A 21,146-nucleotide genomic window follows, 5' to 3' on the forward strand; every position below is an offset into this window, starting at 1 on the left:
CTTGACCAGGTCGGCCTCCCGGTACCCGCTGGGCTCGTAGTCGAGCGACGCGTACCCCCGGGTCCGCGACTTCAGCTGGTCGAAGAAGTCGAAGATGATCTCGGCCAGGGGGAGCTGGTAGCGCAGCTCGACCCGCTCCTCGGACAGGTACACCATGGTCACCAGCTCGCCCCGGCGGCCCTGGCACAGCTCCATCACCGGGCCGATGTAGTCGGCCGGGCACAGCACCATGGCCGCGACGTACGGCTCCTCGATCCGCTGGATCGACCCGGCCGGCGGCAGCTCGCTGGGGTTGGCGACCATGATCGTCTCCCCCGTCTCCAGGGTGACCCGGTAGGCGACGTTGGGGGCGGTGGTGATCAGGGCCAGGTCGAACTCCCGCTCCAGCCGCTCCCGGACGATGTCCATGTGCAGCAGCCCGAGGAAGCCGCAGCGGAACCCGAACCCGAGCGCGGTCGACGACTCGGGCTCGTAGACCAGGGCGGCGTCGTTGAGCCGCAGCCGGTCGAGGGCGTCACGCAGGTCGGGGAAGTCGTCGCCCTCGATCGGGTACAGGCCGGAGAAGACCATCGGCCGCGGCTCCCGGTAGCCGGGCAGCGGCTCGGCCGCGGGCCGGGCGGCGGTGGTCGCGGTGTCCCCCACCCGCACCTGGCGCACGTCCTTGACCCCGGGGATGAGGTAGCCGACCTCGCCGGCCTGCAGCTCGGCGGTGGGGGCGGCCTCGGGGGCGAACACCCCGACCTCCTCGGCCTCGGAGACGAACCCGGCGGCCATCATCCGCACCCGGTCGTTCTTGGCCAGCCGCCCGTCGACCATCCGCACGTAGGCGATCACGCCCCGGTAGGAGTCGTACAGCGAGTCGAACACCAGCGCCCGGGCCGGGGCCTCGGGGTCGCCGGTGGGCGGCGGGACCCGCTGCACCAGCGCCTCCAGCAGGTCGGGCACGCCCTGGCCGGTCTTGGCCGACACCCGGAGCATCTCCTCGGCCGCGACGCCCAGGACCTGCTCGATCTCGCGGGCGACCCGGTCGGGCTGGGCCGCCGGCAGGTCGATCTTGTTGATCACCGGGACGATCGCCAGGTCGGCTTCGACGGCCAGGTAGAGGTTGGCCAGGGTCTGGGCCTCGATCCCCTGGGCGGCGTCGACCAGCAGGACCGCCCCCTCGCAGGCGGCCAGGGCCCGCGACACCTCGTAGGTGAAGTCGACGTGCCCGGGGGTGTCGATCAGGTTGAGGACGTACTCCCGGCCGTCGGCGGCGGCGTAGGCCAGCCGGACGGCCTGGGCCTTGATGGTGATGCCGCGCTCGCGCTCCAGGTCCATCTTGTCGAGGTACTGGGCGCGCATGTTGCGCTCGCTCACCGCATGGGTGAGATCGAGCAGGCGGTCGGCCAGGGTCGATTTCCCATGGTCGATGTGGGCGATGATGCAGAAGTTCCGCAGGCGCGAAAGGTCGGTTGGCATGGCCAGCCCATCCTAGCCGCCCCCCGCCGCGGCGGGCCCCTGGCCCTCGTTGAGCCTGGGCGACCCGCTGTGCTAGCCTCGCCCGGTTCCCCGTGAATTCGTGAATTCAGTGCAGGAGTGCCCTTTCTTGGCGAACATCAAGTCGCAGATCAAGCGCAACCGGCAGAACGAGCAGGCCCGGCTCCGCAACAAGTCGGTCCGTTCGGCCCTCAAGACCTACGCCCGCCGCGTCCGCGAGACCGTCGCCGCCGGCGACCAGGAGGCCGCCGAGACCGCCCTCCGCCGGGCCAACCGCGCCTACGACCGCGCCGCCAGCAAGGGCGTCATCCACAAGAACAACGCCGCCAACCACAAGGCCCGCCTGGCCCGCTCGGTCAACCGCCAGGGCCAGTAGGCGGCGAGGTCCGGCGCCTCGGGCCACTGCCAGGCGAAGAGGGATGCGCGCGCGACGGCCGAGCCGCCGTCCGGCTGGCGAAGAGGTGCTGCGGGGGATCGACGATGTGCTTGCCAGCAACCTGGCACGAGCCGACAAGGCGGTCCGGGTCGCGGCGCTGATCCGCGCGGCGGGGCGGTACGGCTGGGTCGGGCTGTACGCGGTGGGCGAGCGGGAGATCACCGCCATCGGCTGGAGCGGGTCAGGGGCGCCTGCTCATCCGCGCTTCCGGTAGGCCAAGGGCTCAGCGGCGCGGCCGTTGCCACCAAGCGCGCCGTGGTGGTCAACGACGTGACCGCTGATCCACGCTACCTGACGGCCTTTTCGAGCACCCTGTCGGAGGCGATCATCCCGGTGCTGGACCCTGGCACGGGGACGGTGGTGGGGACTCTGGACGTGGAGAGCTGCGAGCGGGACGCCTTCACCGACGCCGACCGCCAGGCGCTGGAGGGGTGCGCCGCCGCGCTCCCGGACCTGTTCGCCGAGGCAGAGGATCCCTAGGCCAGCGGATTCGGAGGCGAGCGGTCAGCGGGTGGTGGCCGCCGGGGCGCCGGCGCCGGCCAGGCGGGCGATCAGGAGCTCCAGGAGCAGCCGCGGCGACGAGGTGCCGTTGCGGATGTGGGCGTCGGCCTCGGCGATCAGGTCGAGGGCCCGGTGCAGGTCGCCGGGGCGGAAGCGGCGGAGCTGGCGGCGGGCGCGGTCGACCTGCCAGTCGCGGACGCCACCGCCAAGCAGGCTGGCCACCTGGGCCTTGGAGAGCTCGGGGTGGTCGGCGACCCGCAGGAGCAGGCGCAGCTGGCTGGCGATGAAGCCGAGCAGCCGGATCGGGTCCTCGCCCTGGTCGATCAGCGCGTCCAGCCGGTCGAGGGCCGTGGCCGCGTCGGCCGCGAACACCGCGTCGGTCAGCTCGAAGATCCCCCGGTCGGCCGTCTGGGCCAGGAACTCGGTCACGTGCCCGGCGGTCAGCACCGTCGGCGGCGGCACGGCCACGTGCAGCTTGGCCACCGCGCCGGCCAGCTCCCGGAGGTCCTGACCGACGGTGTCGACCAGCGCGGCCACCGCCGCCTCGTCGGCCTTGCGCCCCAGCCGCCGTACCTCGGCCCGCAGCCAGCTCACCCGCTCGGACGCCTTCAGCTTGGCGACCAGCACGGTGGCGGCGTCGCGCTGCACCTCCTTGAAGAACTTCCCCTGCCGTCCCGGCGCGGCCGCCCGCAGCACGACCGCCGTGGCCGCGTTCGGGTCCCCGGCCAGCGCCAGCAGCGCCTCCCGGGCGGTCGCGTCCAGCCCGTCGGCCTCCTGGACCACCACGACCCGCCCACCGCCGAACAGCGACGCCGTGGCCAGCCCCATCGCGAACCCGTCGGGCAGCCCCCCGCCCCTGACCTCCTCCACCGACGTCCCCGGCCCCAGCCGCTCCCTGGCCACCGCCACCGCGTCGGCCACCGCACGCTCGGCCAGCAGCTCCTCCTCACCGAGGACGAGCGTCACCGGAACCGAACCAGGTCGAGCGGCCATGGCCGCATGCTACCCCGGCCCCGGGTCACCAGGACCCGGCCGGTGGGTCGCGTCGGTCCCTACGTGCCCGGGCCAGGCTGGTGGGCGTCGCCGGCGCTGACCAGGCGCCTGGGGGCGAACGCCGCCACCGCGCGACCGCCAGCATGACGAGGGCGGCGATCACGGCCGGGACGGCCCTGGCTGGTCCGGAAAGGGTGATCGACCCACCGGGCAGGCCGGCGGCCCAGCGGGCGACCGCGATCAGGGCGAGCAGGAACGGGTCGGCCAGCCGGCAGGCCAGGGCCGCCACCCCGGGCGCGACCGGGGCCGTGGCCGCGGCGATCACCCCGAGCAGCATCGGACCGCCGGCCAGGGGAAGGCCGAGCAGGTTGGCCGGCAGTCCGGCCAGGGAGACCGGGCCGAGGGCCAGGGCGAGCGCGGGCACGGCCGTGGCCTGGGCGCCGAGGGTCATGCCGACCGCCTTCCCGACGCGCTCGGGAACCCGGTCCGCGAGCGCCCTGGCCACGAGCGGGCCGAACCAGAGGACGCCGGCGGTGGCCGCCACCGACAGCCGGAACCCGAGGGCACCGGCGAGCCCCGGGTCGGCCAGCAGCAGCACGACCACGGCCAGGCAGAGGGCCCGGCGGCCACCCGGGCCCCGCCCGGTGGCGACCCCGAGCAGCACCAGACCGGCCATCACGCCGGCCCGGAGGACGCTCGGTTCCCAGCGGGTGACGACCACCAGCACCACCACCAGGACGATCCCGGCGACGGCCAGGCCGCGGCGACCGGCGCCGGCGAGCCCGGCCAGCGACAGCCCGGCGGCGAGGACCACGGCCAGGTTGGCGCCGCTGACCGCCATCAGGTGCGTCAGCCCGGCCGCGCGGAACTCGCCTTCCAGCTCCATCGGGAGCAGGGACGTGTCGCCGAGCGCCATGCCCACGAGCAGCCCGGCACGTTCCGGCGCCAGGCTGGCCAGCGCCCGCTCGCGCGCCGCGTCCCGCACCAGCTCGCTGACCCGCAGGGCGGCACCGGCCGGCGGTGCCCGCTCCTCGATCACGGGGTCCCGGAGCACGACCGGCGGCTGCCTCCCCAGCGCATCGCTCCACCGGGCCCGGCCTACCGACGCCCGGACCCGCAGCCGGTCCCCTACCGCGAGCCGACCCTCCCCACGGTCGACGAAGGGTCCTGCGGTGGCCGGGGGCCGGGTGGGCTCGGCGGCACCCGGACCGCCGATGGCCGGACCGCGGGGTGCGCCCGGAGGAGGGAGGCGGCCTCGGGGGAGGATCATGCCGGCGCGTTCGCGGGTGCGGTAGGTGCGGCCGGCCTGGTGGACCTGGTGCACCCCAAGAACGACCCAGTGGCCGCCGAAGCGGAGCCGCTGCGGCTCCTCGGCGACGCTGGCGGCCACCTCGACCCGGCCCCGGGGCCCGGCCCAGCCGGGGTCCTCGACCCGACCTTGGCCCTCGACCCGGCCCTGGTGCTGGACCCGGCGGGCCAGGATGCCGTCCCGGACCGCCGTCGCCCGGACCGAGGCGGCGGCGGCGCCGGCCGCCAGCAGGGTGGCGAGGACGAGCACGCCGACCACGGCGGTGACGCCCTCGTCCCGGAGGCGGGACGAGCTGCCCGCCCCCAGGCAGGCCACGGCCAGGGAGGCGGCCACGATCATCCAGACGGCGGCCGCGGCGAACCGGGTGCCGAGGAAGACCCCGGTGGCGGTGGCCGCCGCCAGCGCCACCCCGTCGACATCGGGGTCCGCGTCGGGGTGGCGGACGGGACGGGGCGGTGGGGCTGGCGTCACGCGACCGTCACCAGGTCCTTGAGCTGGTCGTAGCGGCGCTGGCCGATGCCGGGGACCTCGAGGAGCTCATCGACGGTGGTGAAGGGATGGGCGGTCCGGTACGCGACGATGCGGCCGGCGGTGACCTCGCCGACGCCGGGGAGGGTGTCGAGCTGCTCGACGGTGGCGGTGTTGAGGTCGAGCGGCGCGGACGGGACCGCGCCCGGACCACCCGGAGTGCCGGAAGCGCCAGGAGCGGCCACGCCCTGGGGCGGCGGGGCGGGGTCGCCGGGGGCGGGAACCCGGATCTGCTCGCCGTCGGTCAGCTTGCGGGCGAGGTTGATCGCGTCCAGGTCCGCGCCGGAGGTGGCGCCGCCGGCGGCCCGGATGGCGTCCTGGACCCGGCTGCCGGCGGGCAGGTGGACCAGGCCGGGGCGGCCCACCCGCCCGGCCACGTGGACTGCGACCTGGCCGGCCGGGCCGGCCGCCGCCGACGGGTCGGAGCCGGCCCCGGGTGTGGACGGGTCCGCCGCCCCGCGAGGTTCGGGTGCGGCCCGGGGCAGGGTCTGGTCGGCCGGCGCCCCCTCCCCGGCACCTCCGCCGAGGCGGGGGACGGCCCGCATCCACACGGCGCCGGCACCGACGAGGGCGACCAGGACGAGCAGGGCGACCGCGACCCGCTGCCGGCCGGCACCGGCGAGCAGCGCGCGAACCCGGGTACCAGGCCCGCCAGGGGGCAGGACGAACGGCGGCGGCGGCGAGGACATGCGGCTCCTTCCGGTGGACGGTCGCCGCCGATGAACCTAGCCACCCCGCCCGCCGGGTGCTCCGCGCTGTCCACACCCCACCGGGGTACTCGCCTTCCACGCCACCAACACCGCGCGCCGCGGCCACCCAGGGCGAACTACCCGCCCGACCCGCCCTCCTGGTCGTCCTCGAAGGCGTAGCGGATGTCGAAGGGCTTGTTGGTGATGAACAAGGTGAGGACGTCGCCGTCGTCGGTGGCGCCGTGCTCCATGAGCATGCCTTCGGGGAACCAGACGAAGCTGCCTGGGCCGAAGGTGCCGGCGTGGGTCTTGAGGGTGCCTTCGAGCACGTAGATGCCGTGGGCGCAGTTGTGGCGGTGCCAGGGGTTGGTGAAGCCGGCCTCGTACTTGATCATCTGGACCGACATGCCGGTGTCGGGGTCCGAGACGAACGCCTTCAGCGGGACCCCGAGCTTGAGCTGGTCGATGTAGAGCTCCCCCCAGGGCATGGCGTTGGAGTCGAAGCTCTGGAGCTGGTCGGCGGCGGGCACGTCGGTCATGGCGTCTCCCCTCCCTCGGCGTCGCCCGAGGCGACAACCGTCTCACCTCCTGACATCGCGTAACAAGGGAATCAGGATGACGAGGAACCAGATCGTGGAGTGATCTCTGGTGTCCGGCGCACCCGGTCGCAGCGGCGGTTCCCCCCGCACACCGAGCTGATGCTGCAGGCCGGATCGATCGAGGACGGGCCGGGAAGGCCGACGCCGCCCCGCGGCTGGCGGTGACGACCCCGCTGCCGGAGACGGTGGTGCCGCTCGACTGCGACGGGACCACCGAGGCCCTCGTCCCGTGCCGCCCGGCGTCCCCGGTCAGCCGGCGGTGACCAGGTTCACCAGCTTGGGCGGGACGACCACGACCCGGGCCACCCGACGGCCGGCCAGGGCGGTGCGGACCCGCTCGGAGGCCATGGCCAGGTCGCGCAGGTCGTCCTCGGTGGCGTCGGGGGCGACCTCGACGCGGTCGCGGACCTTGCCGTCGACCTGGACCACGCAGGTGACCCGCTCGCTGCGGACCAGGTCGGCGTCGAAGCCGGGCCAGGCCTGGCGGTGGACCGAGCTCCTGCCGCCGAGGATCCGCCACAGCTCCTCGGTCACGAACGGGGCCAGCGGGGCCAGCAGCAGGACCAGCCGCTCGGCGACCTCGCGCCGCTGGGCGGCGCTGCCCCGGCCGGCCCGGATGGCGTCGGCCAGGCCGTTGGACAGCACCATCAGCTTGGAGATGGCGGTGTTGAAGCGGAACCGCTCCAGGTCGTCGGTGACCCCGGCGGTGGTCCGGTGGGCCAGGCGGACCAGCTCGGGGTCCTCGGGCCAGCCCTCCCCCGCCGGCGGGTCGGCCACGGCCGCGTGGACGGCCCGCCAGACCCGCTGGATCCAGCGGGCCATGCCCTCCGGCGACACGTCGGCCCAGTCGACGTCGTCCTCGAACGGCCCGGCGAACAGGATGGTCAGGCGGGCCACGTCGGCGCCGTGCTCGTCGATGATCTCCGACGGCTCGACCAGGTTGCCCTTGGACTTGGACATGGCCGCCCCCTGCATCACCACCATGCCCTGGTTGAGCAGCGAGGTGAACGGCTCGGTGAAGCCGACCAGGCCCATGTCGCACAGGACCTTGGTGAAGAACCGGGCGTAGAGCAGGTGCAGGATGGCGTGCTCGATCCCGCCGGTGTACTGGTGCACCGGCATCCACCCGGCCACCCGCTCGGGGTCGAACGGCCGGTCCGGCTCCAGCCCGGTGTAGCGCAGGAAGTACCAGGAGGAGTCGACGAAGGTGTCCATGGTGTCGGTCTCGCGCCGGGCCGGGCCGCCGCAGCGCGGGCAGTCGACGTTCACCCAGGCCTCGGAGGTGGCCAGGGGCGACAGGCCCTTGGGCCGGAAGTCGGTGACGTCCTCGGGCAGCAGCACCGGCAGCTGGTCGTCGGGGACCGGCACCTCGCCGCAGGCCGGGCAGTGCACGATCGGGATCGGGCAGCCCCAGTAGCGCTGGCGCGACAGCAGCCAGTCCCGCAGGCGGAAGTTGACCGCCGGGCCGCCCTTGCCCTGGGCCTCCAGGTCGGCGGTGATCCGGGGGATGCCCTCCTCGGTGGCGGGCAGGCCGTCATACGGGCCGGAGTTGACCAGCACGCCCTCGTGGCTCATGGCCTCGGTCAGGGTGGAGCCGTCCAGCGGCGGCTCCCCCGGCGGCTGCACCACCACCCGCACCGGCAGCCTGTACTTGCTGGCGAACTCCAGGTCGCGCTGGTCGTGGGCGGGCACGGCCATGATGGCGCCGGTGCCGTACTCCATCAGCACGTAGTCGGCGGCCCAGATGGGGATCAGCTCGCCATTGACCGGGTTGACGGCGTGCGCCCCCAGGAACATGCCCTGCTTGTCGCGCTCGGTCGACAGCCGCTCGATCTCGGTCTCGCGGCCCACCCGCTCCCGGAAGGTGCGGAACTCGGCCTCGCGCTCGGTGCCGGCGACCAGGCGCTCGGCCAGCGGGTGCTCGGGGGCGAGCACGAAGAACGTGGCCCCGAACAGCGTGTCCGGGCGGGTGGTGAACACCCGCACCGTCTCGCCGGTCTCGGCCACCTGGAAGTCGACGTCGGCCCCCTCGCTGCGCCCGATCCAGTTGCGCTGCTGGGTCAGGACCTTGTCGCTCCAGTTCAGGCCCTCCATGTCGTCCAGCAGCCGCTGGGCGTAGTCGGTGATCTTGAAGAACCACTGGGTCAGCTCGCGCTTCTCGACCAGGGCGTCGCAGCGCTCGCAGTGGCCGTTGATGACCTGCTCGTTGGCCAGCACCGTCTGGTCGTTGGGGCACCAGTTGACCGGCGAGGCCTTGCGGTAGGCCAGGCCGCGCTCGAAGAAGCGCAGGAACAGCCACTGGGTCCAGCGGTAGTAGTCCGGGTCGCAGGTGACCAGGGCCCGCGACCAGTCGAAGGAGATCCCCAGCCGGTGGAAGGTGGCCCGCTGGGCGTCGATGTTCTGGTAGGTCCAGGGCTTGGGGTGGACCCCGCGCTTGATGGCGGCGTTCTCGGCGGGCAGGCCGAAGGCGTCCCAGCCGATCGGGTGCAGCACGTTGTAGCCCTGCATCCACTTCAGCCGGGCGATGACGTCGCCGCCCGAGAACGCCTCCAGGTGGCCCATGTGCAGGTCGCCCGAGGGGTACGGGAACATGTCCAGGGCGTAGAAGCGCGGACGGCTGGTCTCGCTCTCGTCGGTACGGTAGAGCGCCAGCTCCTCCCAGGCCGCCACCCACTTGGGCTCCACCTGCTGGGGGTCGTAGCGCTCGGCGTCCACGGAAATCTCCTCAGAATGCTGTAGGGGCATGCGGAACGGGGCCTTCCGGCCACCTCCGACAAGCATAACAGCAGGCCACCAGCGCTATTCCAGCCGCGTTGGGGACTCGTTAGGGCAGCCGGGCATTTTGTCCACTGGACAGCCGGACCCGTCGAGTGCAAAAGTCCCGCCCATACTGTCGAAGTGGAACGAGCCGGACGTAGCGCGCTCGGTGGCAGCGGGCACGTCCTCCGCCGACCTGCCACCAGAGGGGAGGCAGAGTGGTAACCGCTCGCAAGCAGGTCGGTACCTCGAGCACCTATGGCGCACTCCGCAACTGGCAGCCGCCGCGGCCGTCCTATGACCAGCTCCGCCAGGCTGGACAGCAGGCGACCGCCGGCGACCTGGAGGTCCTGCTCCGCACCACCGAGGTTGCCCGCAGGCTCCAGGTGAGCGCCCGTACGGTCCTCGCCTGGGCTCAGGCGGGGAAGCTGCCGAGCATCCTGACCCCGGGTGGTCACCGTCGCTATCCGGCGCAGGGCGTCGAGCAGGTGCTTCAGACCATGACCGCCGCCGGCGAGCCTCGCACCACTCAAGGGCCCAGCCGCTGACGAACGACCAGCGGCGGGCCGGCCCTCGGGTCGGCCCGCCGCTGGTTTGCGATACTGCTTCATCGCGACCGAGGGGTTGGAGGTGAGGATGACGGCCCGGTTGACCCTTCCCAGGACGGCGGCGTGGGTCTGGCACGGCGGGCCCAGGTCGATCTTCGGCCTCGAGGCGGTGTTCGTGCGCTGCGCCAGCGGCACCAGCGGGACCGCCCCCTCCGGATTCAGCTACGCCGACAACTTCCGGGCCTGGCTGCGGGCGCGCGGGCCGGCGGTGGTCCCCTGGTCCTGGTTCGGGCCGCCGCACGGCTCCGACGGGGTGGCCAGCGCCGACGCCCTGGCCGCCATCGCCCCCGGCCAGCGGGTCTACGTCGTGGAGATCGGGCCCGAGACCCCGCCCGCCCAGGTGACGGCGTTCGCGGCCCGCCTGCGCCAGCGCGAGCCGATCGCCGCCCTCGGGTTCTCGACCTGGCCGACCCGCGCCGAGGCCGAGATGGCCGCCGTCCCCTGGGACGCCTGCGTCGACGCCTTCGACTTCGGGCTCCCCCAGGTGTGCACGCCCGCCCAGCGCCGGCTGCTGGTCAGCGAGGACAGTCCGGTGGTCGAGGACATGGCCGGCAAGCCGATCCACGTCGTGGTGTTCCCGGACGCCGACCCCGACTGGGTGGACAGCGCCCGGGTCGGGGTGACCGAGCACGCCGGCGCGTCGGCGTTCTCGGTCGACCAGTCCAGCTTCTCGGCCTGGCGCCGCCAGCTCGGCGCCCTCGGCGAGGGCCGCCAGGAGGTGCCGCCCCCGGCGCCCCCGCCGCCACCGGCCCCCGAGCCCGGGGAGCCGGTCCACGACCCGGCGCCGGAGTCGCGCGAGACCCTCACCCCCGTCCACTTCGACGAGCCGGGCGAGGTGACCCTGCTCGCCAACCGCATCCTGGCCGTGGTCCAGGCCCGCCTCGACGGCGGCGGCCGCCTCACCGACGACGAGCTGGTGACCGACGTCGAGGCCGTGCTCCGGGACAGCATCGGCTAGCGATCAGGCGTAGCGGCCGCGGAGCAGGCTGCGCTTGGAGTGGGCGGGGTCGCCGTCGTCGGCCTCCAGGCTGACGTCGATCACCTGGTAGCGGCCGACCACCGAGGCGGGCAGGGTGAAGCGGCCCTCGCCGTCGGGGGGCAGGACCCCCACCGGGAACACCGTGCCGGCACCGGGATCGAGCAGCCACACCTCGTAGTACTGGCCGACGCGCAGGGGCGGCAGGTCCTCGGCGGCCACGGTCATCTGGCGGTCGTCACCGGCGCCGGCCATGCTGGCCCGGCCGCTGGCGGCCACGGCGCCCACCCCGGCCAGCGGGACCGTCCGGTCGGGCCGGTCGGGACGCCACAGCCCGCCCGCCCACAGCACGGCCGCCGCGGCCACGGCCAGGGCGAGCGCGGCCGCCAGCCCGACCAGCGGCCCCCGCCGCCACCCCGCCCGGGGCGGGGCCGGAGCGGCGTCAGGGGCCGGAGCGTCGGGCGCCGTGGCCGGCTGGGGCTGGCGGGCGGCGGCGCGCAGGGAGGCGGAGCTGGCGGCGAGCACCGCCAGCTCGCGGCGGCAGTCGTCGCAGCCGGCCAGGTGGTCGCTGACCACCATGACCTCGGCCCGGTTGAGCTCGCCGAGCAGCAGGCCCGGCAGCTCGTCGTAGGGGTGCTGGCTCATCCCCTCTTGATCCCCATCACGTGTCCCATCCGGCGCAGCCCCCTGAACATTCGCGCCTTCACGGTGCCGAGCGGTAGTCCCAGCTGCTCCGCGATCTCCACCTGGGTGCGGCCGCCGAAGTAGGCCAGCTGCAGCACCTCCCGCTGCTCGGCCGGGAGCCGGTCCAGGCAGCGTCGCACCTCCCGGGCCCAGACCAGGCTGTCGGCGGCCTCCCGCCCGTCGGCGTCGGCCAGGTCGCGGACCAGCTCGATGGGCACGGTGACATGGTGCGGCCGCCGCAGGTGGTCGATGGCCCGCTTGCGGGCGATGGCGAACACCCAGGCCTCCAGGCTGCGGTCCGGGTCGAAGCGGTCGCGGCTGCGCCAGACCTCGAAGAGGACACGCTGCAGCACATCCTCGGCCTCGTCGTAGGGCACCCGCCGGCGCAGGTAGGACAGGACGCGCGGTCCCAGCGCCTCGTACACGTCCTCGACCGCCCGCGGGTCCCCCGCGGCCAGCCGGGTCCCGAGGACGGTCATCGCCTCCACCTCCATGCACCGGTCTTCGAGGCGGCCTCCCGGGCGGTTTCCTGCAACCGCGGGGCCACCCCTCCACGAAGCAGGGGGTCAGGTGCAGATCGCACCGAGCCGTCCGAAGGGAGCCCCATGTCCCCCCGTTCGCTGCCGCGGCGCGCCGGCCTGGTCCTGGCGCTGTGCGCCGCCAGCCTGCTCGCCCTGCCCGTGGCCGCCGGCGCCCAGGCCGACCCGGCCCAGGTGCGGGTCGCCCACTTCTCCCCCGACGCCCCCGCCGTCGACGTCTACGTCAACGACGACAAGGTGCTGTCCGGGGTCGGGTACAAGACCGTCTCCGACTACCTGGAGCTGCCCGCCGGGTCCTACGACCTCGCCGTCCGCCCGGCCGGGGCCGCCGCCACCTCCGACCCGGTGATCGAGGCCACGGCCGAGGTCGAGGGCGGCAACGCCTACACCGTGGCCGCGGTCGGCGCCCTGGCCGACATCACCGCCGAGATCTTCGGCGACGACCTGAGCGCGCCCGCCTCGGGCAAGGCCAAGGTCCGGGTCATCCACGCCGCCCCCGAGGTCCCGGCCGTCGACGTGGCCGTCGAGGGCGGGCCGACCCTGTTCGAGGGGGTCGAGTTCCCGTCGGCCACCGACTACGCCGAGGTCGACGCCGGCACCTACCCGGTGCAGGTGAAGGCGGCCGGCGGCGACGACGTGCTGCTGGAGGCCAGCCTGCCGGTCAAGGCGGGCACCGTCTACTCGGTGGCGGCCGTCGGCGGGGCCGGCAAGGACGCCGAGCTGCTGCCGATCGTCGACGCCACCGGCGCCGGCCAGGCGCCCCACGGCGGCATCGCCACCGGCGCCGGCGGGACCGCCCCCGGCGGCACCGCCATCCCGGGCGTGCGCCTGGTCCTGGCCGGAGCGGCCGTGCTCGCCATGGCCGGGCTCGGCGCCAGCGTGCTGCTGCGCCGGCGTGCCAGCGACTGACCGCCGGGTCGCCGCCGGGCTGGCGTCGCTGACGCTGGCCCTGGTCCTCGGGGCGTGCGGGGAGCCTCCCGCACGCCCCGAGGCGTCGCCGTCGACCGCCCCCACGACCAGCACGGCCACGCCCACGACCACCTCCCGGGCGGCCGCCCCGTCCACGACCCGGCCGCTCCGGCCTTCGCCGCCGGTGGCGGTCGAGATCCCCTCCATCGGCGTGTCCAGCCGCCTCATCCGCCTGGGGCTGAACGCGGACGGGACCATGGAGGTGCCGCGGGACTACGGCGTGGCCGGCTGGTTCACCGGCGGGGCCATGCCCGGCGAGGACGGCCCGGCGGTCATCTCCGGCCACGTCGACTCCAGGTCGGGCCCGGCCGTCTTCTACCGGCTGCGGGACCTGGGCCGCGGCGACACCGTCCGGGTGCGGCGGGCCGACGGCCGCTGGCTGCGCTTCGAGGTCACCGGCTCGGCCCGCTACGCCAAGGCCGCCTTCCCCACCGACGCCGTCTTCGGCCCCGTCACCGGCCCGGTCCTGCGCCTGATCACCTGCGGCGGCGCCTTCGACCGGTCGAGCGGCCACTACCTGGACAACGTGGTCGTGACCGCCCGGCCGGCCGGTGCCTCCTAGTCGGCGATCCGCAGGGCCACCGCCGGGCTGATCCTGGCCGCCTGGCGGGCCGGCCAGGCGGTGGCGGCCAGGGAGGCGGCCGCCGTGGCCAGGACCAGCACCGAGATCGACATCCAGGGGATCGGGAACGCGACCCCGGTCGCCTGCAGCTCGTCGTCGTTGCGGAACAGCAGGTAGCTGGTGACGATCGACAAGGCGGTGCCGAGCAGGATGCCCTCGAGGGCGACGAAGGTGCTCTCCAGCAGGAACGCCCGCCGGACGACCCGGGCCGGGAAGCCGAGGGCCCGCAGCACGCCGACGGTGCGGCGGCGCTCGCGCACGGCCCGGACCATGACCACGCCCAGGCCGGCAACGCCGACGACCAGGCCGAGGGCCAGGAAGCCCTGGAGGAGCTGGAAGAAGGAGCGGTTGGCGGCGTAGTCCTGCTCGACCACGTGCCGCATGCGGGTCGCGACCAGGCCCTGGGGCAGGAACTCGCCCTGGAGGTCGGCGGCAACGGCCCGGTCGGAGACGCCGGGGGCGAGCGCCAGCAGCGCCCCCGACGGCCGCGCCCTGGCCCCGAACTGCTCCCGGAGCCCGCCGGCGGCCAGCACCAGCGGGCTGGCGGGCAGCTCGCCGCCGCCCTCGAACGCGGTCGAGTCGGCCAGGACGCCGGCGACGGTCTTGCGCTCGGAGCGGCCGGTGCCCGGGTCGGTCAGGGTCAGGCTGTCGCCCGGGTGCCAGGTGGCGTGGGCCATGCCGCTCTCCTCGTAGCCCAGGTACTGGTCGACGACCACATAGCGGGGGTCGGCCAGCACCGTGCGCCAGACGGCCCGGTCGTCGCCGAGGCGGTCCAGCCGGGCGTCCAGGGGGAACAGGCCGTGGGTGGCCAGGGCCGCGGTGGCCCCGACGGCCGCCGCCGGGACGGCCTTGGCCGCGCCGGGCATGCCGGCCACCTCGGCCTCGGCCGTCTCCAGGGGCGCGACCCCGGCCACCTGGCCGGCGAAGCGGCCCCCGGCCAGGCGGGCCGCCGGGTCGGTGACCGGCGCCTGGCTGTTCCAGTCGACCCGGAGGGCGTAGCCGCCGGAGGCGGTCGCCACCGCCCGGTCCACGCCCGCGTTGATCACCGTCCCCAGCACCGAGATCAGCACCAGGGTGAACACCACCAGGCCGTACATGCTGAGGGTGGCCCCGGTCCGGAAGCGCCTGGCCACCGGGTAGGCGACGGCCAGGCGGGCCGACAGGCCGGAGGCCGACGGGCGGGCCAGCAGCGGCCGCCCCAGGCGCAGCAGCAGCTCCTGGTTCTGGCTGACCAGCAGCACGGCCGAGAAGGTCAGCACCACCCCAAGGACCACGAAGGTGGCGGTGGAGCTGTTGTCGAGCAGCTCGGGCCGGACGGTGTTGGCGACCAGCCCCCAGCCGAGCACGGCCAGCGACGCGCCGGTGTAGACGGCCCGCCGGGGCAGCAGCCGGACCAGCAGCGGGCACAGCGCGGCCACGGCCAGGGCCGGGTACAGGTAGGTGCCGACCCCATCGCTGCCGGCGACGGCGACCACCGCGGCCGCCCCGAGCCCGGCCGCGGCCAGGGTCGAGGCCAGCACCCAGCGCCGCTTGAGCGGGCGGCCGGTCCCGGGCGGCAGGTCGCGGATGGCGGCGATGATGTTGACCCGGCTGATGCGGACGCTGGTCAGGGCGACGGTCAGGAACGCGATCAGGAAGCCGGCCGCGAACCCGTTGACCAGGCTGGTCGAGGTGACGGTGAAGGCCAGCTCGGGCACGCCCTCCTCGGTGAAGCCGGCGAAGATCCGGGCCGTGACCTCGACCACGGCCCAGCCGACGCCCAGCCCGGCGACCAGGCCGAGGGCGGCGGCGACGAGCGCGTACACGGTGCCTTCGAGCACGAAGCCGCGGACCAGCCGGCCCCGGCGCATGCCGACCGCCCGCAGCATGCCGAGCTCGCTCTTGCGCTCCTCGGCCAGCATCACGAACACGTTCACCAGCAGGAGCACGCCGGCGATGATGGCGAAGCTGCCGACGAACAGGAACAGGGCGCCGAACTCGGCCCCGATCAGCTCGGCCTCGTCCAGCAGCTCCCGCTTGGGGGTGGCGACGGCCGTGCCCTGGCGGGCCAGCGGCCCCAGGGCGGCCTGGAGCTTGCCCTTGACCTGGTCGCTGGCGGCGGCGCCGCCCTCGACCCCGCCGGCGTTGGAGACCAGCGTGAGGGTCTCGGGCCCGGCCCGGGGGCCGGCGGGCCCGGCCACCCGCCCGATGGTGCCCGGCTCGACCAGGGCGCCGCGCTCGCCGAACCCGGCCAGCCCCCGCGCCGGCACGACCCTGGCCACCTCCAGCTCCAGCGGGCGGCCGTACAGGTGGAAGGTGAGCCGGTCGCCGGGGCGGGCGTCAAGGGCGCCGGCCAGGGCGTCGCTCAGGACCACCCGGCCTGGCCCGGGGCTGGGCCCGGCCAGGGGCGACCCCGGGCCCTCGAAGCGGGCCGCGGCCGCGAAGTCGAGCTCGAGCACGGTGGCCTGGGGCTCGCCCTTGCCGCCGTTGGTCACGGCGGCGCCGTGGCGCCGGACGGTGAGGAGGCCGTCGATCGCGGGGTCGCCGCGCAGGGGCTCGAGCCGGCGGGCCGCCGCCGCGCCCTGGGCCGGGTCGGAGGAGCTGACCACCTCGTCGACCACGCCCAGGTAGCGGTAGGCGTTCTGCTTGAAGGAGTGGTCGAGGGTGTCGCCGACGACCAGGCTGCCGACGATGATGGCCGTGCCCAGCACCGAGCCGGCCACGACCAGGGCGGCCTCGGCCCGGCGGCGGTTGACCTGGCGCAGGGCGAGCCGGCGGGTCAGCGGGCCCCGCAGGGCCAGCAAGACGGTCACGAGCAGGCCGGCGCCGCCCAGGCCGACCAGATACGGGGTCAGGTTCGGGTACACGGTCAGCTCCCCACCGACGCCAGCGGGCGCCGCTCGTCGCCGATCAGGTGGCCGTCGCGCATGCGCACGACCCGGCCGGCCGAGCCGCCGATGGCCGGGTCGTGGGTGACCAGCACGATCGTCTGGCCCTCCTGGCGGTTGAGCTCGTGCAGCAGGGCGACGACCTGGTCGGCCATGGCGGTGTCGAGGTTGCCGGTGGGCTCGTCGGCCCAGACGATCGCCGGCCGGGAGGCGAGGGCGCGGGCGATCGTGACCCGCTGCTGCTCGCCGCCGGACAGCTGGTTGGGCCGGTGGCCGGTGCGGTGGCCGAGCCCGACCCGGTCCAGCATGGCCACCGCCCTGTCCCGGGCCCGCCGGGCCGGGACGCCGTTGAGGAGCAGGGGCAGCTCGACGTTCTCGGCCGCGCTGAACACCGGGATGAGGTTGAAGGCCTGGAAGATGAAGCCCATGGCCCGGGCCCGGTGGCTGGTGCGGCGGGCGTCGGTCATGGCGAACAGGTCCTGGCCCTCGACCAGCACCCGGCCGCCGTCGATGTCGTCCAGCCCCGACAGGCAGTTCAGCAGCGTCGTCTTGCCCGAGCCGCTCGGGCCCATCACGGCGACCAGCTCGCCGCGCCGCACCTCCAGGTCGAGGCCGGCGAGGGCCTCGACCTCGATGCCACCGGTCCGGTACACCTTGCGCACCCGCTCGGCGACGAGCAGGGGCTCGGCCTGGCCGTTCTCGTTCACGTCCGCTCCTCGGGCTCGGGGTCGTCTCGAGAAGCAAGCCTGGGGCCCGGCCGCCGCCGCGACCATCCGGGATGCCCCCGGAAGATCCCCCAGCCAGCCCCCGCCGGGCTCAGGGGTTTCCCCGGGGGGGCCGGCTCAGCCGGGACGCCGGAAGGCCAGCTCGGCCAGGGGGAGGCGCAGCTCGAAGCGGGCACCCGGGCCGGGCGGGACCGGGTCGGTGAGCAGCAGCTCCCCGCCCTGGGCGTTGGCCAGCTGGCGGGCGATGTAGAGCCCCAGGCCGACCCCGCCGGCCCGGCGGGTGGCGCCGGAGTCGAGCTGGGTGAAGCGCTCGAAGATGCGCTCGCGGTCGGCCGGCGGTACCCCGGGCCCGGTGTCGGTGACCGACAGCACGGCCTGGGCCCCGACCCGCCGCGCCTCGACCCGGATCGGCGCCTTGTCGGGGGCGTGCTTGGCCGCGTTGTCGAGCAGGTTGCCCAGCACCTGCAGGATCGCCTCGGGCAGGGCCCGGACGGGCAGGACCTCCCGGGCCTCCAGCACCAGCTGGCGGGCCGGGTAGGCGGCCCGGGCCACGGCCACGGCGTCGCGGGCCGCCGCGGCCGCGTCGACCACCGGCCGCTCGGCCGGCTCGTGGCCGCTGCGCTCCAGCCGGGCGGCCAGCAGGAGCTGCTCGATCTGGAGCTTGAGCCGGTCCCCCTGGCGGACGGCCATGTCGACCAGCTCCTGGCGCTGGGGGTCGGTGAGCTGGCCCTCGCGGGCGCTCAGGGTGGCCAGGGCCCCCAGCATCCCGGCCAGGGGGGTGCGCAGCTCGTGGGAGACGGCCGCCAGCAGGTCGTCCTTGAGCCGGTCGCTCTCCCGCAGCTGCTCGACCAGCGCCTGCTGGGCCTCGACCAGCCGGGCCTTCTCGGCGGCCACGGCCCTCGCCTCCTCGGCCGCCTGCTCGGCGACGACCCGCCGCTCCTCGGCCTCCTCGGCGGTCCGGAGGGCGTCCCGGACGGCGATCAGGGGCAGCAGCACCAGCGGCACCAGGCCGATGCTCAGCTCGGCCACCGCCACCATGATCGGGGCCATGGCGAAGACCATCGTGTACGGCCAGGCCTCGGCCCGGATGCACTCCTTCAGGTCGGCGACGAAGTGCCGCCCGTGGGCGAGGGTCGTGACCACGCCGACCAGCACGAGATTGCCGACGAAGAAGACGCAGGCGGCCACGACGAAGGCCGGGAGGTCCTGGACGGCGAAGGGGTGGTCGCCGCCCAGGAGCTCGTAGACGCTGCCGGCGACGACCATGAGCAGGCCGTACTGGCCGACGTTGAACACCAGCTTCTCGAACGCGGCCCGGCGGAGCATTTCGGAGATGAGGACGACCAGGACCAGGGCGACGACGGCCGCCGTCGTGCCCAGACTGAGCAGGACGGCGAACGCGAACGCCTCGACGGTCGTGACGTACTTGGTCCCTCCGGCGACGTTCGAGAGGATCGGCAACGACTCCATGACCAGCATGCTGGTCAGCAGCACCCAGAACAGCGGTGGCTGCTGCAGCACGGTCGCCGGCCCGTCGCCGAGCACCAGCAGCGCGACCAGGATGAGCCCGACCGCCGAGACGGTCAGCACGTAGGCGAACAGCGCTGGTGAGCGGTGGTACGCGATCATCGTGACCAACCAGCAAGACGGGACAGACCGGCGAGCGGGGCGCTAGCACACCATGTCGGTCGATCCTTGTCGAGCGTTTCAGCGCTGCCGCCACGAGCGGGTCGCTAGGCCCACTTCGAGCCGGCGCCGAGGGCGGCGGCCAGCGCGGCCAGCGCGGCCAGCGTCCAGGCCGCACGGGCCAGACGGTACCTAAGGTGCGTCATGCCTCATTCACCTCCTCCCTGAGCGGCGGGGTGGAGGAGGCAACCTCCAGGCTGCAACGCGCAGTATAGGACGAACCCGCAGATCAACCCCACACGGGTGGCGCGGGTAGGATGCGCCTGGCGGCCGCCACCGACAGGGAGAGGAACCATGAACGCCGACTCCACCCTTGCCTCCTACCTCCGCACCGTCTGCCCCGACGCCGACCTCAGCGGGGTCAGGTCCGACACGCTCGCCTTCGCCGCCGCCATGGACGTGGTCGGCGACGTGGCGCCCGAGATCGCCGGGGCGATCGCGGCCGAGCTGGCCGACCAGCGGGCCAACCTCAAGCTGATCGCCTCGGAGAACTTCGCCTCGCCGGCGACCCTGCTGGCCATGGGCAACTGGCTGTCGGACAAGTACGCCGAGGGCTCGCCCGGGCACCGCTTCTACGCCGGCTGCGACAACGTCGACACCATCGAGAGCCGGGCCGTGGAGCTGGCCAAGGGCCTGTTCGGCAGCGACCACGCCTACGTCCAGCCCCACAGCGGCATCGACGCCAACCTGGTGGCCTTCTGGGCCATCCTGACCAGGCGGGTCGAGGGGCCGGTGCTGGAGCGGACCGGGGCCAAGGACCTCCAGTCCCTGCCGGACGCCGACTGGGAGTCGCTCCGGCGCGAGCTGGGCAACCAGCGGCTGCTCGGCATGGCCCTCGACGCCGGCGGCCACCTCACCCACGGCTTCCGGCCCAACGTGTCCGGGAAGCTGTTCGAGATCGCCCGCTACACCGTCGACCCGGACACCGGGCTGCTCGACTACGACCAGGTGCGCAAGCAGGCCGAGAGCTTCCGGCCGCTGGTCCTGCTGGCCGGCTACAGCTCCTATCCGCGCAAGATCAACTTCCGCATCTTCCGGGAGATCGCCGACGAGGTCGGGGCCGTGTTCATGGTCGACATGGCCCACTTCGCCGGGCTGGTCGCCGGCAAGGTGTTCAGCGGCGACTTCGACCCGGTGGCCCACGCGCACGTGGTCACCACCACCACCCACAAGACGCTGCGCGGCCCGCGGGGCGGGATGGTGCTGTGCACCGAGGAGTTCGGCCCGGTCGTCGACCGCGGCTGCCCGCTGGTCCTGGGCGGGCCGCTGGGCCACATCATGGCCGCCAAGGCGGTCGCCCTGACCGAGGCCTCCCGGCCGGAGTTCGCCGGCTACGCCCAGCGGATCGTCGACAACGCCGCCACCCTGGCCGACGCCCTCCAGCAGCAGGGGGCGACGGTGATCACCGGCGGCACCGACAACCACCTGCTCCTGGTGGACGCCCGCCCCTATGGCCTCACCGGCCGTCAGGCCGAGACCGCCCTGCGCGAGGCCGGCATTACCCTCAACCGCAACGTCATCCCCTTCGACCCGAACGGCTCCTGGTACACCAGCGGCCTGCGACTCGGCACCCCGGCCGTGACCACCCTCGGCATGGGCGCCGACGAGATGCGCGAGGTCGCCTCGATCGTCCACACGGTTCTGGAATCCACCACCGCCGTCCCCGATTCCAAGGCCAAGTACGAGCTCGACGGGTCCGTCCGCGACCAGGCCAGGCGCCGGGCCGGCGACCTGCTGGATCGGTTCCCGCTGTACCCGGGGATCGCGCTGTAGCCGTCAGGCGGCGATGTCGGCCAGGACCTGCTCCACGGTGCGCCTGGCCGACGCGACGAACCCAGGGTTGGTCTCGGCGTAGTACGGGATGATCAGGGCCGCCTGGTGGAGGGCGTAGCCGCGGGCCCGCTCCCAGGTGCCGTCGTCGACCCCGAGGCCGCGCCGGAACACCGCCCGCCCGGCCGGGCCGAACACGCTCCAGGCGGCGACCACGTCGGCGGCGGGGTCGCCGGCCCCGGCGGCGCCGAAGTCGATGACCGCCCGGAGCCGGCCGCCGCGGACGAGCAGGTTGGGCCGGAGGAGGTCGCTGTGGATCCACACCGGCGGCCCGCTCCACGCCGGCGCCCGGAGGGCGCGCTCCCAGGCGGCGGTGGCGGCGGCGCCGTCGATCACCTCCCGGGCCGAG

At 74.5% G+C, this 21,146-nt stretch carries 20 protein-coding genes; 8 read left to right on the plus strand and 12 right to left on the minus strand.

The window, feature by feature from the left end; translation table 11 throughout:
- The coding region (lepA, locus tag VF468_05595) for a translation elongation factor 4 (protein HEX5877786.1) at positions 1–1,461 on the minus strand (1,461 nt) is incomplete at its 3' end.
- Positions 1,462–1,588: 127 nt separating this feature from the next.
- Between lepA and rpsT the strand changes: the two genes are divergently transcribed.
- The 3 genes from rpsT to VF468_05610 are packed head-to-tail and all read left to right on the plus strand — an operon-like array spanning position 1,589 to position 2,395.
- Positions 1,589–1,855 carry a 30S ribosomal protein S20 gene (rpsT, locus tag VF468_05600; GenBank protein HEX5877787.1) on the plus strand — a complete coding sequence of 89 codons (267 nt, stop codon included), beginning with the start codon at positions 1,589–1,591 and terminating at the stop codon, positions 1,853–1,855.
- 43 nt (positions 1,856–1,898) lie between these two features.
- The gene (locus VF468_05605) at positions 1,899–2,129 is read left to right on the plus strand and encodes a hypothetical protein (protein HEX5877788.1); all 231 of its coding nucleotides are present in this window, start codon (positions 1,899–1,901) and stop codon (positions 2,127–2,129) included.
- A complete protein-coding gene (locus VF468_05610; GenBank protein ID HEX5877789.1) occupies positions 2,087–2,395 on the plus strand; it encodes a GAF domain-containing protein in 309 nt (102 codons plus the stop codon). The genes VF468_05605 and VF468_05610 overlap by 43 nt, the downstream gene beginning before the upstream one ends.
- A gap of 24 nt (positions 2,396–2,419) precedes the next feature.
- Here the strand turns inward: VF468_05610 and holA are convergent, their stop codons facing one another.
- The 5 genes from holA to leuS form a co-directional block, all read right to left on the minus strand.
- Positions 2,420–3,409, minus strand: a complete 990-nt coding sequence (holA, locus tag VF468_05615) for a DNA polymerase III subunit delta (protein HEX5877790.1) — start codon at positions 3,407–3,409, stop codon at positions 2,420–2,422.
- A gap of 25 nt (positions 3,410–3,434) precedes the next feature.
- The gene (locus VF468_05620) at positions 3,435–5,189 is read right to left on the minus strand and encodes a ComEC/Rec2 family competence protein (protein ID HEX5877791.1); all 1,755 of its coding nucleotides are present in this window, start codon (positions 5,187–5,189) and stop codon (positions 3,435–3,437) included.
- On the minus strand, positions 5,186–5,935 hold the full coding sequence (locus tag VF468_05625) for a ComEA family DNA-binding protein (GenBank protein ID HEX5877792.1): 750 nt from the start codon (positions 5,933–5,935) through the stop codon (positions 5,186–5,188). Before VF468_05625 ends, VF468_05620 begins: the two co-directional genes overlap by 4 nt.
- A gap of 137 nt (positions 5,936–6,072) precedes the next feature.
- Positions 6,073–6,474 (minus strand): cupin domain-containing protein, encoded by a 402-nt coding sequence (locus VF468_05630; protein HEX5877793.1) that lies wholly within the window; start codon positions 6,472–6,474, stop codon positions 6,073–6,075.
- Positions 6,475–6,783: 309 nt separating this feature from the next.
- A complete protein-coding gene (gene leuS / locus VF468_05635; GenBank protein ID HEX5877794.1) occupies positions 6,784–9,279 on the minus strand; it encodes a leucine--tRNA ligase in 2,496 nt (831 codons plus the stop codon).
- Between the two features lie 230 nt (positions 9,280–9,509).
- Here leuS and VF468_05640 point away from each other — a divergent pair, with 230 nt between their 5' ends.
- A complete protein-coding gene (locus VF468_05640) occupies positions 9,510–9,839 on the plus strand; it encodes a helix-turn-helix domain-containing protein (GenBank protein HEX5877795.1) in 330 nt (109 codons plus the stop codon).
- 88 nt (positions 9,840–9,927) lie between these two features.
- Entirely contained in the window at positions 9,928–10,857 is a 930-nt protein-coding gene (locus VF468_05645) for a hypothetical protein (protein ID HEX5877796.1), read from the plus strand.
- A gap of 3 nt (positions 10,858–10,860) precedes the next feature.
- Here VF468_05645 and VF468_05650 read toward each other — a convergent pair whose 3' ends face one another.
- Both VF468_05650 and VF468_05655 read right to left on the minus strand, forming a co-directional pair.
- The gene (locus tag VF468_05650) at positions 10,861–11,520 is read right to left on the minus strand and encodes an anti-sigma factor (GenBank protein ID HEX5877797.1); all 660 of its coding nucleotides are present in this window, start codon (positions 11,518–11,520) and stop codon (positions 10,861–10,863) included.
- The gene (locus VF468_05655) at positions 11,517–12,038 is read right to left on the minus strand and encodes a sigma-70 family RNA polymerase sigma factor (protein ID HEX5877798.1); all 522 of its coding nucleotides are present in this window, start codon (positions 12,036–12,038) and stop codon (positions 11,517–11,519) included. Before VF468_05655 ends, VF468_05650 begins: the two co-directional genes overlap by 4 nt.
- 126 nt (positions 12,039–12,164) lie before the next feature.
- Here VF468_05655 and VF468_05660 point away from each other — a divergent pair, with 126 nt between their 5' ends.
- Positions 12,165–13,007, plus strand: a complete 843-nt coding sequence (locus tag VF468_05660; protein ID HEX5877799.1) for a DUF4397 domain-containing protein — start codon at positions 12,165–12,167, stop codon at positions 13,005–13,007.
- Entirely contained in the window at positions 12,994–13,629 is a 636-nt protein-coding gene (locus tag VF468_05665) for a class F sortase (GenBank protein HEX5877800.1), read from the plus strand. Before VF468_05660 ends, VF468_05665 begins: the two co-directional genes overlap by 14 nt.
- Here the strand turns inward: VF468_05665 and VF468_05670 are convergent.
- From VF468_05670 to VF468_05680, 3 genes are all read right to left on the minus strand, one after another.
- Positions 13,626–16,535 carry an FtsX-like permease family protein gene (locus tag VF468_05670; protein HEX5877801.1) on the minus strand — a complete coding sequence of 970 codons (2,910 nt, stop codon included), beginning with the start codon at positions 16,533–16,535 and terminating at the stop codon, positions 13,626–13,628. The genes VF468_05665 and VF468_05670 overlap by 4 nt on opposite strands.
- A gap of 2 nt (positions 16,536–16,537) precedes the next feature.
- Entirely contained in the window at positions 16,538–17,263 is a 726-nt protein-coding gene (locus VF468_05675; GenBank protein ID HEX5877802.1) for an ABC transporter ATP-binding protein, read from the minus strand.
- A gap of 135 nt (positions 17,264–17,398) precedes the next feature.
- Positions 17,399–18,910, minus strand: a complete 1,512-nt coding sequence (locus VF468_05680; protein HEX5877803.1) for a HAMP domain-containing sensor histidine kinase — start codon at positions 18,908–18,910, stop codon at positions 17,399–17,401.
- Positions 18,911–19,360: 450 nt separating this feature from the next.
- On the opposite strand from VF468_05680, the gene VF468_05685 reads away from it, so the two are divergent.
- Positions 19,361–20,740 (plus strand): glycine hydroxymethyltransferase, encoded by a 1,380-nt coding sequence (locus VF468_05685; protein HEX5877804.1) that lies wholly within the window; start codon positions 19,361–19,363, stop codon positions 20,738–20,740.
- Positions 20,741–20,743: 3 nt separating this feature from the next.
- Here the strand turns inward: VF468_05685 and VF468_05690 are convergent.
- Positions 20,744–21,146 (minus strand): phosphotransferase (locus VF468_05690; protein ID HEX5877805.1); only part of this gene is annotated, 403 nt, incomplete at its 5' end.

It is taken from the genome of Actinomycetota bacterium (genome assembly GCA_036280995.1).
GTDB lineage: Bacteria > Actinomycetota > CALGFH01 > CALGFH01 > CALGFH01 > CALGFH01.